This is a genomic window from Stenotrophomonas sp. Steno-C15, from assembly GCF_056393265.1.
The window spans coordinates 133,270-146,501 of record NZ_JBWJPF010000009.1 but is presented as its reverse complement, the minus strand read 5'-3'; the positions used below and the strand labels follow the sequence as shown (position 1 = coordinate 146,501).

At 69.1% G+C, this 13,232-nt stretch carries 8 protein-coding genes; 4 read left to right on the top strand and 4 right to left on the bottom strand.

Features of this window, described 5'->3' with window-relative positions:
- The first annotated feature begins 109 nt into the window (after positions 1-109).
- From AC06FB_RS09610 to AC06FB_RS09600, 3 genes are all read left to right on the top strand, one after another.
- Positions 110-499, top strand: coding sequence for an I78 family peptidase inhibitor (locus AC06FB_RS09610; RefSeq protein WP_053515984.1), 390 nt, complete (start codon positions 110-112; stop codon positions 497-499).
- Between the two features lie 174 nt (positions 500-673).
- Entirely contained in the window at positions 674-5,128 is a 4,455-nt protein-coding gene (gltB, locus tag AC06FB_RS09605; RefSeq protein WP_065174109.1) for a glutamate synthase large subunit, read from the top strand.
- Between the two features lie 95 nt (positions 5,129-5,223).
- The gene (locus tag AC06FB_RS09600) at positions 5,224-6,669 is read left to right on the top strand and encodes an FAD-dependent oxidoreductase (RefSeq protein ID WP_478053629.1); all 1,446 of its coding nucleotides are present in this window, start codon (positions 5,224-5,226) and stop codon (positions 6,667-6,669) included.
- Here AC06FB_RS09600 and AC06FB_RS09595 read toward each other — a convergent pair.
- Complete coding sequence (locus AC06FB_RS09595; protein WP_478053628.1) at positions 6,655-9,015, bottom strand: ATP-binding protein; 2,361 nt, start codon at positions 9,013-9,015, stop codon at positions 6,655-6,657. The genes AC06FB_RS09600 and AC06FB_RS09595 overlap by 15 nt on opposite strands.
- Before the next feature lie 260 nt (positions 9,016-9,275).
- On the opposite strand from AC06FB_RS09595, the gene AC06FB_RS09590 reads away from it, so the two are divergent.
- Positions 9,276-10,151: a methylglyoxal synthase gene (locus AC06FB_RS09590; protein WP_065174107.1), complete on the top strand. Its 876-nt coding sequence runs from the start codon at positions 9,276-9,278 to the stop codon at positions 10,149-10,151.
- 92 nt (positions 10,152-10,243) lie between these two features.
- Here AC06FB_RS09590 and adhP read toward each other — a convergent pair whose 3' ends face one another.
- From adhP to AC06FB_RS09575, 3 genes are all read right to left on the bottom strand, one after another.
- A complete protein-coding gene (gene adhP, locus AC06FB_RS09585; protein ID WP_053515992.1) occupies positions 10,244-11,272 on the bottom strand; it encodes an alcohol dehydrogenase AdhP in 1,029 nt (342 codons plus the stop codon).
- A gap of 94 nt (positions 11,273-11,366) precedes the next feature.
- Complete coding sequence (eda, locus tag AC06FB_RS09580; RefSeq protein ID WP_283220042.1) at positions 11,367-12,005, bottom strand: bifunctional 4-hydroxy-2-oxoglutarate aldolase/2-dehydro-3-deoxy-phosphogluconate aldolase; 639 nt, start codon at positions 12,003-12,005, stop codon at positions 11,367-11,369.
- Entirely contained in the window at positions 11,992-13,011 is a 1,020-nt protein-coding gene (locus tag AC06FB_RS09575; protein WP_065174104.1) for a sugar kinase, read from the bottom strand. Before AC06FB_RS09575 ends, eda begins: the two co-directional genes overlap by 14 nt.
- Positions 13,012-13,232 lie beyond the last annotated feature (221 nt).

Here is a 13,232-nt window from a genome sequence, read left to right as displayed (position 1 = left end):
CAGCAGTGTGGCGATCGACATGACGCGGCCGCGTCAATAACGCAAGACAAACACGTGAGGATGGGTTCGCGGCTATGCTCCGGCTTTCACAGTCCCTTCCGGAGTCATGATGTCGTTCCCGATTCGCGCCCGTTCGCTCTCCGCCCTGCTGCTGCCGGCCGTGCTGGCCTTGTCCGCCTGCCAGGCGCCGGCGCTGGATGAACAGGATTCGGCCACGGCCCACGCCCAGCAGGCCGCCGAAGCCGCCAAGGCACCGGCCGATGAAGCCGGCAAGGCCACCGAGGCACCGCCGGTGGGCACCTGCGACGCCAGCCAGGTACAGAGCCTGGTCGGCCAGGCCTACACCGATGCGCTGGGCAAGCAGGCCCAGGAAGATGCCGGTGCTCAGCAGGTGCGCGTGCTGCACCCCAATGACGCGACCACGATGGAGTTCCTGGGCGACCGCCTGAACATCGAAGTGGACGCCAAGGACGTGGTCAGCGGCGTCCGCTGCGGCTGATCCCGGCCCGCGCCGGCGGATCACCGCCGGCGCTTTCCGTTGCACCTGCAACCGTGTATTGCGGCGCTGCAGCAACCTGTGCTTTATTCGAGGCATCCGGTGGCCTCACGATGCGCTCCAGGGATTGGGCGGGCTTGAGTGTCCCCGCTCATTTCATTCCGCATCGAGGTAGAGATGGCCCCCCGCAACCGCCAAGGGCTTTACGACCCGCGCTCCGAGCGCGATGCCTGTGGATTCGGCATGGTCGCGCAGCTCGACGACCAGCCGTCGCGCCTGCTGGTGGATACCGCCATCGCCGCGCTTTCACGGATGACCCATCGTGGTGGCGTCGCCGCTGACGGGCTCACCGGTGATGGCTGCGGGCTGCTGCTGCGTCGCCCCGATGCATTCCTGAAACTGCTGGCCAGCGAAGCGGGCATCACCGTGGCCACCCGCTTCGCGGCGGGCCTGGTGTTCCTTCCGCACGACGCCGACGCCGCGCAGGCCTGCCGGACGCAGCTGCAGGTGCAGCTTGAAGCGGTGGGCTGCCGCGTGGCGGGCTGGCGCGAGGTTCCCATCGACGACAGTGTCTGCGGCCAGCTCGCGCGCGATACGCTGCCGCGCATCGAGCAGGTGTTCGTCGATGCCGGTGTCGGCCAGGACGGCACCGGCTTCGCCCTGGCGCTGTACCTCGCACGCCGTCGCAGCGAGCAGCAGCTGCGCGACCATGGCGATTTCTACGTCACCACGCTCACCCCGGATGCGATCAGCTACAAGGGCATGGTCCTGCCGGACAAGCTCAGCCGCTTCTATCCGGATCTGCAGCGGCGCGAGCTGGCCTCCAGCGCGATCGTGTTCCACCAGCGCTTCTCCACCAACACGCTGCCGCGCTGGCCGCTGGCGCATCCGTTCCGCCTGCTTGCGCACAACGGCGAGATCAACACCATCGAGGGCAACCGTCGCTGGGCGCAGGCGCGCAGCAAGGTGTGGAAGACACCGCGCTTCGACATCGCCGAGTTCGATCCGGTGATCTCCATGCATGGCTCGGACTCGCAGAGCCTGGACAACATGCTGGAACTGATGGTCGCCGGCGGCATGGAATTGATCCAGGCGCTGCGCATCCTGGTGCCACCGGCGACGCAGTCGCTGGAGTTCAAGGATCCGGACCTGGCCGCGTTCTACGAGTTCCATGGCCTCAACAGCGAGCCCTGGGACGGCCCGGCCGGCATCGTCGCCTGCGACAGCCGCTATGCGGTGTGTACGCTGGACCGCAACGGCCTGCGCCCGGCGCGCTGGATGCTGACCGCCGACCGCCACTTCCTGGTCGCCTCCGAAGCGGGCGTGTGGGAAGTGCCGACCGAGCGCGTGGTACGCAAGGGCAAGCTCGGCCCCGGTGAAATGGTGGCCATCGATCTCAAGCGCGGCGACCTGCTCGATTCGGACGCGGTGGACCGCATCAACCGCGGCCGCGCACCGTACAAGCAGTGGCTGCAGCAGGGCGTGACCTACCTGCAGACCGAACTGATCGATCCATCGCTGGTGGAGGAGCCCTTCGACGAGGGCACCCTGCGCAGTTACCACAAGCTGTACCAGCTCAGCAGCGAGGAGGTGGAGCAGGTGCTGCGGCCGCTGGCCGAGACCGAGCAGGAAGCCACCGGCTCGATGGGCGATGACACGCCGATGGCGGTACTGAGCCAGCGCAGCCGGCCGCTGTACGACTATTTCCGGCAGGCATTCGCGCAGGTCACCAATCCGCCGATCGATCCGCTGCGCGAAGACTGCGCCATGTCCCTGTCCACCCAGCTCGGCAAGGAGACCAACATCTTCCATGCCGGCCCGGAGACGGTGAACCACGTCATCCTCAACTCGCCGGTACTCAGCCAACGCAAGCTGCGCCAGCTGCTGAAGATGGACCAGTACCTGCAGGCCAACCGCCTGCTCGACCTGTCCTACAGCGAGGAAGAAGGGCTGCGCAACGGCATCGAGCGCATCTGTGCGGAGGCCGAACGCGCCGCACGCGAAGGCATGGTGATGCTGCTGCTGTCCGACCGCTATCCGGTGGCCGGGCGACCGATGGTGCACGCCCTGCTGGCCACCAGTGCGGTGCATCATCACCTCTCGCGGCTGGGGCTGCGCTGCGACGTCAACCTGATCGTCGAGACCGGCACTGCGCGCGACCCGCACCATATGGCCTGCCTGCTCGGCTTCGGGGCCACTGCGGTGTACCCGTATCTTGCCTACCAGACCCTGTTCGACCTCGGCCGGCGCGGCATCCTCAAGCTCAGCAAGGGCGGTGAGCAGTCGCAGATCGGCCGCCGCTACCGCAAGGGCGTCTACAAGGGCCTGTCGAAAATCATCTCGAAGATGGGCATCTGTACCGTGGCCAGCTACCGCGGCGCGCAGCTGTTCGAGATCATCGGCCTGGAGCCGGAAGTGGTCGCGCTGTGCTTCCCCGACACCGCCTCGCGCATCGGCGGCGCCGGCTTCGCGCGGCTGGATGCCGATGCGCGCGAACTGTGCGCGCAGGCCTGGGATGCACAGCAGGATGTCGATGTCGGCGGCCTGCTGAAGTACGTGCACGGCGGCGAGTACCACATGTACAACCCGGACGTGGTCACCACCCTGCAGCGCGCGGCGCGCAGTGGTGATGCCCGCGCCTGGCAGCAGTACTGCGATGCCGTGCATGCCCGGCCGCCATCGGCGTTGCGTGACCTGCTGCAGCTGGTGCCGGCGCCGGCACCCACGCCGCTGGACGAGGTGGCGCCGGCCAGCGAACTGTTCCCGCGCTTCGACACCGCCGCGATCAGCCTCGGCGCGCTGTCGCCGGAAGCGCATGAGGCGCTGGCCATCGCGATGAACCGCCTCGGCGGCCGCAGCAATTCCGGCGAAGGTGGCGAAGACCCGGCCCGCTACGGCACCCCACGGCGCAGCAAGATCAAGCAGGTGGCGTCGGGTCGCTTCGGTGTCACCGCCGAGTATCTGGTCAATGCCGAGGTGCTGCAGATCAAGGTCGCGCAGGGCGCCAAGCCCGGCGAAGGCGGCCAGCTGCCGGGGCACAAGGTCAACGAGCTGATCGCCCGCCTGCGCTACGCGCGGCCGGGCATCGGCCTGATCTCGCCGCCACCGCACCACGACATCTATTCCATCGAGGACCTGGCGCAGCTCATCTACGATCTCAAGCAGGTCAACCCGACCGCGCTGGTATCGGTGAAGCTGGTCAGCCATGCCGGCGTCGGCACCATCGCCGCCGGCGTGGTCAAGGCCGGCGCGGACCTGATCACCATCTCCGGCCACGACGGCGGCACCGGTGCCTCGCCGGTCAGCTCGATCCGCTACGCCGGTGTGCCGTGGGAGCTGGGCGTGGCCGAAGCGCACCAGGCGCTGCTGGCCAACGACCTGCGCGGGCGCACCCTGCTGCAGACCGATGGTGGCCTGAAGACCGGCCTGGACGTGGTCAAGGCCGCGCTGCTGGGTGCGGACAGCTTCGGCTTCGGCACCGCGCCGATGATCGTGCTGGGCTGCAAGTACCTGCGCATCTGCCACCTCAACAACTGCGCCACCGGCGTGGCCACCCAGGACGAACGCCTGCGCGAGAACCACTTCACCGGCCAGCCCGAGCGCGTGGAGAATTTCTTCCGCCTGCTGGCCGAGGAAGTGCGTGGCTGGCTGTCGTACCTGGGCGCGCGTTCGCTGGAGGAGATCGTCGGCCGCACCGACCTGCTGCGGCAAATCGAGGCCGCACCGCGCGACGGCGTGCGCGTGGACCTGTCGCGCCTGCTGGCAGATGCGCGCTACGAAGGCAGCCACTGCGCGGCGCAGCGGCTGTACGAATCTCCGGACAGCCTGGCCACGCAGATGGATGGCCTGCTGGCGGACGCGATCGAACAGCGCAGGGGGGGCGAACATCGCTTCCTGATCCACAACACCGACCGCAGCATCGGCACCCGCCTGGCCGGCGCGGTGGCACGCGCGCACGGCAACCAGGGCATGGCCGACGCCCCCCTGGAGCTGCGCTTCCGTGGCAGCGCCGGACAGAGCTTCGGCGCCTTCAATGTCGGCGGCCTGCATCTGGAAGTGGAGGGCGAAGCCAACGACTACGTCGGCAAAGGCATGGCCGGCGGCCGCCTGGTGGTACGTCCGCCGCGCGGCGCGCGGTTCGAGGCGCGCAGCACTGCGATCATCGGCAACACCTGCCTGTATGGCGCCACCGGTGGCGAGCTTTTCGCCGCCGGACGTGCCGGCGAGCGCTTCGCGGTCCGCAATTCCGGTGCGCTCGCGGTCGTGGAAGGCGCCGGCGATCACTGCTGCGAGTACATGACCGACGGCGTGGTACTGGTGCTGGGCAAGGTCGGCCTGAACTTCGGTGCCGGCTTCACCGGGGGGTTGGCCTACGTGCTGGATGTGGACCGCGACTTCGTGGACCGTTACAACCACGAGCTGATCGACATCCATCGCGTGTCCGCCGAAGGCTTCGAGAACTACCGCCAGCACCTGCACCGCCTGATCGGCCGCCATCGCGAACTGACCGGCAGCATCTGGGCGCAGCAGATCCTGGACGAGTTCCGCGATTACATCGGCAAGTTCTGGCTGGTCAAACCGAAGGCCGCCAGCATCGAATCGCTGACCGAGACCCTTCGACGCGCGGCGTAAGCGCCTCCGGCGCGCCGCCCGCAACCGGCGCGCGCCTGCTCCCTCACCGCAGTAGTGCCGGCCTCTGGCCGGCCATCGAAATCACAGAGCCCGCCATGAGCCGCAAGCACGCCTTCCAGTTCCTCGATCTGCCCCGCACCATGCCGCAGCGCATTCCGGTTGAACTGCGCACCTCCGGCGACTGGGGCGAGCTGTACGGAAAGTTCGGCAAGGAGGATGCGCAGTACCAGGCCGGGCGCTGCCTGGACTGCGGCAACCCTTACTGCAGCTGGAAATGCCCGGTACACAACGCCATTCCACAGTGGCTGCAGCTGGTGCAGGAGAACCGCGTCCACGAGGCCGCCACGCTGTGCCACAGCACCAATCCGCTGCCGGAAGTGTGCGGCCGGGTCTGCCCGCAGGATCGCCTGTGCGAAGGCAGCTGCACCCTGGAGGAATTCGGTGCGGTGACCATCGGTGCGGTGGAGAAGTACATCGTCGATACCGCACTCGCCAGCGGCTGGCGTCCGGACCTGGGTGCCGTGCAGCCCACCGGCCACAGCGTGGCGGTGATCGGTGCCGGTCCGGCGGGTCTGGCCTGTGCCGATCGCCTGGCCCGGGCCGGCGTCACCGCCGTGGTGTACGACCGCTACGAACAGATCGGCGGCCTGCTGCAGTTCGGCATCCCCAGCTTCAAGCTGGACAAGGACGTCATCCATCGTCGCCGCGAGGTGCTCGAAGGGATGGGCGTGCAGTTCCGCCTGGGCGTGGAGATCGGCCGCGACATCAGCGTGCAGCAGCTGCTGGACAGCCACGACGCGGTGTTCGTCGGCACCGGGGCCTACCGCTACACCGACGGCGGCCTGCCGGGCCAGGACCTGAAGGGGGTGCTGCCGGCCCTGCCGTTCCTGGTGCAGAACAGCCGCATCGTCGGCGGCGATGACCCGCAGGGTCGACCGATCGCCGGCTGGGAGGACCAGATCGCCCTGCCCGACCTCAACGGCAAGCGCGTGGTCGTGCTCGGCGGCGGCGACACCGGCATGGACTGCGTGCGCAGCGCGGTGCGGCTCGGCGCGGCCAAGGTCACCTGCGCGTACCGTCGCGACGAGGCCAACATGCCCGGCAGCGCGCGTGAAGTCGCCAATGCGCGCGAGGAAGGCGTGCGCTTCCTGTTCAACCGGCAGCCGCTGTCGATCGAGGCCGGCGCCGACGACGAAGCGATCGGCGTGACCGTGGTTGAAACCCGGTTGGGTGAGGCCGACGCCCAGGGACGCCGCAACGCGGTGCCGATCGAGGGCAGCGAGTCGCTGCTGGAGGCGGACGTGGTCATCATCGCCTTCGGTTTCGCGCCGAGCGTTCCGGCCTGGCTGGCCGAACACGGTGTGCAGGGCCAGGCGAACGGTCGCATCGTTGCCGGCGGCAAGGACCGCCTGCCGTTCCAGACCGCGCATCCACGCCTGTTCGCCGGCGGTGATGCGGTACGCGGCGCCGACCTGGTGGTAACCGCTGTGGCTGAAGGCCGCGACGCCGCTGCCAGCATCGTCCGTCTACTGTCCAACTGAGCCGGGTTCCATTGCCGGCAGTACGTCGGCCAGCGTCGTGCGCAACCCCTGGGTGTCGACCGGCTTGGCCAGGAACCGGTCGATGCCGGCGGCACGACAGGCCTCGCGCGTGCTCTCCAGCACGCTGGCCGTCAGCGCGATGATCGGCACCCGTGCGCGCGAAGGACAGGGGTCTTCGCGGATCGCACGCGCCAGCGCGAACCCGTCCATGCCGGGCATGTGGCAATCGGTAACGACAACATCGAAGCCCTGCGCCCGCCATGCCGCCAGCGCCTGCAGGCCATCGGCAGTGGCGTGCACCTGCAGGCCCAGCTCGCGCAGCCGCTGCACCAGCAGTTGCAGGTTGGTCGGGTGGTCCTCGGCCACCAGCACCCGTGCCGCAGGCAGTCGCGCGACCACCTCGGCCATGGCCGGCACCGCCTCCAGTGGCGCCAGGCAGCTGGCGAACTCCAGGTCGAACCAGATGCGCGTGCCCTTGCCCGGCGAGCTTTGCAGCTGCAGCTCGCCGCCCATCGAGGCCACCAGGTCCCGGCAGATGGCCAGGCCCAGGCCGCTGCCGCCGAACCGGCGCCCCGTCGACGGCTCGGCCTGGATGTAATCGGCGAACACGGCCTGCTGCCGCTCGGGACTGATGCCTACGCCACTGTCGCTCACCTGCAGGCGCAGGCATTGTCCTGCTGCCTGCGTCCGCAGCACCCGCAGCCGCAGTTCCACACCTCCGTGCAGGGTGAACTTCAGTGCGTTGCCCACCAGGTTGAACAGGACCTGGCGCACGCGCAGGCCATCGGCCAGCAGCCACCGCTGCAGCGCAGGATCAAGCACGCACCGCAGGTGCAACGCACGGCTGGCCGCCATCGGTGCCAGCAGCTGCTGCACGGCCGTGGCCAGCGCACCCATGTCGGTGGCACGCAGCTGCAACGGCAGCGCCTGCAACCGATGACTGTCGAGCACATCATCGAGAATCTGCCGCAGCATCTGCGCGGCCACATCGACGGTGGACAGGACCTGCCGCTGGCACGGGTCCAGGGGGCTGTCCGCCAGGCATTCGAGCATGCCCAGCAGCGTGCTCATCGGTGTGCGGATCTGGTGGCTCATGGTGGCCAGGAAGTGCGTCTTCGCCGCTGCAGTCTCTTCGGCCTGATGGCGTGCCCCGGCCAGGGCACGGGTGCGTGCCTGCGCCTGGCTGACGTCCATCCAGTAGCCACTCCACTCGATGTCGTCGCTCTCGCCCGGCAACGGCCTGCCATGCGAACGGATCCAGCGCCAGCCATGGGGACCCAGCGTGCGGAAGGTGATGTCGATCGGCGCACGGGCCCGCGCTGCGGCTTCCAGATGATCCAGCACCGGCTTGCGATCGTCGACATGCACCGCCGCCATGAGCCGGCGATGGTCCAGCCGCACACTGTCCAGACTCATGCCGAACAGCGACTGCACGTCGCCGGCGACCAGCGGCAGGCTGTAGTCGCCCTCGCCGCTGCGGCGCGCCCGGTAGACCACCGCAGGCAGGTTGGCGGTCACTTCCTGCAGCCGCTGTTCCAGCGCGCGGCGCTGGCTGCTTTCGCGATGCAGCCTCCAGTAGCCGAAGGCATACACCAGGATCAGCGCCAGCGCGACCAGCAGCACCGGCACCAGCCAGCGCAACGGCGACCGTGCGGGCGGCGCGCGTGCTCCGCTGGGCGCCCACGTCGCACGGAGCGCGTCGCGCTGCGCGTCGTCCAGTTCCTGCAGCACGGTGTCGAAGGCGGCGACGGTGGCCGCACAGGCCGGCGCAGCCGCCAGCACCCAGGCATCATCGAAGCCGGCCGGCGCGGCGATCACCAGGGCATCGCTGCCGGGCCTGCGCAATGCGGCTTCCACTTCGCCCAACGTGGCAACCACCGCGTCCACCTGGCCGATGGCCAGCAGCTGCAGCGCATGATCGAGCGCGTCGACCTGCAGCAGCCATGCGCCCGGCGCCTGCTCACGCAGGTGGGCCGCCAGTGGCACCGTGTCGAGGCTGGCGACGCGGCGGCCGCGCAGACCGCCCAGTCCCTGCAGTGGCGTGTCGTTGCGACGGCGCACGATCACCTGTGACAGCTGCAGGTAGGGCCTGCTCACGACCCAGCCGTCGGGCACCTGCTCGCGCGGCCATCCCAGCACGGCCTGGGTACCGGCCGGCAGCGCCCCGACCGCGCCGGCCGCGGCGGGAAGCGGATGTGGACGCAGCGCGATCTGCTCGCCCAGCCGCCGCAGGTAGTCGGCAACCAGGCCGCCGGGCTGGCCCTGCGCGCTGAAGGACAGTGGCGGGCGGTCACTGGGCCAGGCCACGGCCAGGGGCATGTCGCACCCGTCGGCCCGCGTGATCATGGGCCACAGCAACAGGGCAGGCAGCACGATGCGGGATCGCAGCCACGGGCAGGAGCGTGCAATGGATGCGGCCGCAGGGCCGGCGGCATTCACGATGGGCATCCTCGAATCGCAGGCGGAGACGACGGCCGCGCAGCGGTACCGCTCTGCCTGCCACGCTAGCGACGCACGGCACAGCAACAATGAGGAAAGTTGCAAAGCGCGCAGAATTGGCCGTTCACGACATAAACTGCCGCTTCCACCAGCCCACGGAGCGTTCGATGCGTATCGGCCTGGCCGCCAACCGGCTCCACCACCAGGATGCGCGCGCCGCCCTGTTCCGCTGGCTGCGTGCCTGCGAACCGGGCCTGCGCGAACTGGGCATCACGCTGCACGCTGTCGGCCGCACCCATGATGCGATCGGACGCCACGGCTTCCTCGACGGCTATGCCGGCCTCCATCGCTATCCCTACGGCCGCGAGGGCGGGCTGATGAAGCTGGTCGCCGAGGTGGTCGGCATGGGCCCGCAGCGCACGCTCGACGGTGCCATCTATCTGATCGATCCGGTCGATCCGTCCTCGGTGTTTCCTGAAGCGACCGCGCTCAAGCGGCAGTGCGTGATCCACGGCAAACCTTTCATTTCCACGGTAGCCACCGCACGCGACTGGATCGAGGTAGAGCGCGTGCACGCCGGCCTGCAGGCCGACGCCGGTGCCGACGATCTGCATGCCTTCGGTACCCAGACCCTGGCACTGATCGCGCACGATGCGATGAAGCCGGCGATGCTCGCCTTCGCCGACGAGCACTTCGACGTGCTGGCACGCTTCGGCGAGCGGGTGGCGACCGGGACCACCGGTCAGCGCCTCAACGAGCTGGCATGGAGCCGCGGCTGGCCCAGCGACACGCCCTGGGTGACGCGCTACCAGAGCGGACCGATGGGCGGCGACGCACAGATCGCCGACCGCGTGCTGGAGGGCCGTTGCCAGCGCGCCATCTTCTTCGAGGACCCGCACGTGGCACGCCAGCACGAGGCAGACATCCAGCTGCTGGAACGCGCGGTGACCACGGTGACCGACCAGGCGGTGTGCATCACGGCTCCGGTGGTGGCGGCGCGCTGGGCGACGGCTGCCGCCCGGCGCGCTGGGTCACAGCGCTGACCACCTGCGCAGCTACGCCGGGCGCGCATCGATCGGCATGACCGCCGCACCCGTGGGAGAGGGTGCCGGGCCGCGGCGGCCATGCACGGGTGTCAGGCGGCCATGTCCAGTACCACGCGCCCGTCGATGGTGCCCGCGCGCATGCGTGCGAACACCTCGTTGATGTTCTCCAGGCGGTCGGTGCTGACCGTGGCCGCGACCTTGCCCTCGGCGGCGAACTGCAGCGACTCCTGCAGATCCAGCCGCGTGCCGACGATCGAACCGCGCACCGTCACGCCATTGAGGACCATGCCGAAGATGTCCAATGGGAAGTTGCCCGGTGGCAGTCCGTTGAGCGAGACCGTGCCGCCCCGCCGGACCATGCCCAGCGCCTGCTCGAAGGCCTTGGGCGATACCGCGGTGACCAGCGCCCCGTGTGCGCCACCGATCTCCTTCTTCAGGAATGCTGCCGGATCGGTCGTGCGCGCGTTGACCGTGACCTGCGCGCCCAGCCGCCGCGCGAGTGCCAGCTTGCTGTCCTCCACGTCGATGGCAGCCACGTTCAGGCCCATCGCACGCGCGTACTGCACCGCCATGTGGCCCAGGCCACCGATGCCGGAGATCGCCACCCAGTCACCGGGCTTCGTGTCCGTCACCTTCAGGCCCTTGTAGACCGTCACGCCGGCGCACAGCACCGGCGCGATCTCGACGAAGCCCACCTCCTTCGGAAGCAGGCCGACATAGTTGGCATCGGCCAGTGCGAACTCGGCGAAGCCGCCGTTGACCGAGTAGCCGGTGTTGCGCTGCGTCTCGCACAGCGTTTCCCAGCCGCCCAGGCAGTGTTCGCAATGGCCACACGCCGAGTACAACCAGGGGATGCCGACCCTGTCGCCTTCCTTGACATGCCCGACCCCGCCGCCCACGGCCACGATGTGCCCCACGCCCTCGTGGCCGGGGATGAACGGCGGGTCCGGTTTCACCGGCCAGTCGCCCTCGGCGGCGTGCAGGTCGGTGTGGCAGACACCGCAGGCTTCGATCCTGACCAGCACCTCGCCCGCCCCCGGGCGCGGTACCGGAACTTCCTCGATGACCAGTGGGCTGCCGAACTCGCGAACGACAGCGGCCTTCATGGTTCTGTTCATGGGTTTTCCTCCGTCGTGCGCTTGCAGACAGAGTGACGCCGGCACGAGGCCGGCGCTTTGATCCCGATCAAATCCTGGGAGATTGCCTGCCGGTTCACCCCGCCAGCACGGACGCCTCACGTGCCAGGCGTTCGATCGCGCCCCAGTCGCGGGTCTGCAGCAAGGCCGCCGTGGTCAGCCATGAACCGCCCACGCACAGCACGTTCGGCAGGTGCAGGAACTGCGCCGCGGTCTGGGCACTGATGCCACCGGTCGGGCAGAAGCGCACGTCGGCGAAGGGGCCGTGCCAGGCCGCCAGCAGCGGTGCACCGCCGGCCTGCACCGCGGGGAAGAACTTGAAGGTATCCAGGCCATGCTCGAGGCCAAGGATCAGCTCGGACCCCGTGGCCACGCCCGGCAGATACGGCAGGTCGGCATCGCGCGCGGCCGCGTACAGCGTCGGCGTTGCGCCCGGCGACACCGCGAAGCGCGCACCTGCGGCCCTGGCCGCCTCCATCTGCGCGGGCGTCAGCACCGTTCCGGCCCCCACCACCGCGTCGGGTACGGCCTCGACCATGGCCCGGATGGCATCCATCGCACGGGGTGTGCGCAGGGTGACCTCGATCACCGGCAGACCGCCCCGAAACAGCGCCTGCGCCACCTGCACGGCATCGTCGACATCATCGGGGGTGAACACCGGAATCACCGGTGCCAGTTTCAGTACCGCGCGAACGCGCGGATCAGCGCCGGACATCGAATCGCTCCTCGCCCATCTGGGCCAGCACGTCAGCTTCGCTGACAGGATTGAAATCGCCGGGGATGGAATGCTTCAGTCCGCCGGCAGCCAGGCCGAAACGCACGGTGGCGTCGGCATCGAAGCCTGACAGGATGCCATGCAGGATGCCTGCCGCGAAGGCATCGCCGCCGCCGATGCGATCGATGATGCCGGTCAGCTGCCGCACGGGCGCCTGCGCACGCACGCCCTCGCGGCCCAGCAGCAGGGCGCCCAGCACATGATGGTCCACGCTCAGCGCCTGCCGTTGCGTGCATGCCAGCCATTGCAGCCGCGGGAACGCGGCGAATGCCGCCGCTGCGGCAGCGTCCACGCGCTCCACGGCGCCGGCCTGGGTAAAGCGCTGGCCCAGGATCACTTCGATATCGCGGTAGTCGGCGAACACGATGTCAGCCTGGTCGAACAGGGCATGCAGGATCGCCTGCGCGTCGCCGCCCCAGCGCTGCCACAGCGTGGGCCGGAAATTGCCGTCGAAGGAAACGCGCACGCCACTGGCACGCGCGGCGCATGCCGCCGCCAGCGTCGCCTCGGCCACCTGCGGCCCCAGCGCAGGGCTGACGCCGGACAGGTGCAGCCAGTCCGCGCCCTGCAGCAGCGCCGGCCAGTCATGATCGGCTGCAGTGCTGCGCGCGAAGGCCGAATCGGCCCGGTCGTACACCACCTCGCTGGCACGTTGCACGGCGCCGGTGGTGAGGAAGTACAGGCCCATGCGACCGTCCGCCACCTCGCGCACCGCCCGCGTATCGACGCCATGGCGGCGCAGTTCACCCAGTGCGTGCGCCCCCAGGGCATTGCCGGGCACCGTGCTGACCATGGCCACGTCATGTCCGAATCGGGACAGCGAGACACCCACGTTTGCTTCCGCCCCGCCCACGTGCACCTGCAGCTGCGGCGACTGCAGCAGCAGCTCGCGACCGGGCGCGCCGAGCCGCAACAGCAGTTCCCCGAAACATACGATACGCCCCATCTCCACTCCTCCCCGCTTGCCGCCAGCATGTGAAACTGCACGGCGTGAATGTGTACCACGCGTCGGCGCGGCGTTTGGCCATCGGTGTCATTCTAGCCTTCCGATGCGCCCCACGCACCCGTAGGAACTGACGGAAGCATTGTCCTGCAAGCCTCTTGGAGACATTTCAGATCTGTTGCGGTGCAAGATGCCGGATCCGGGACGTGCTGCTAACGTCCGCT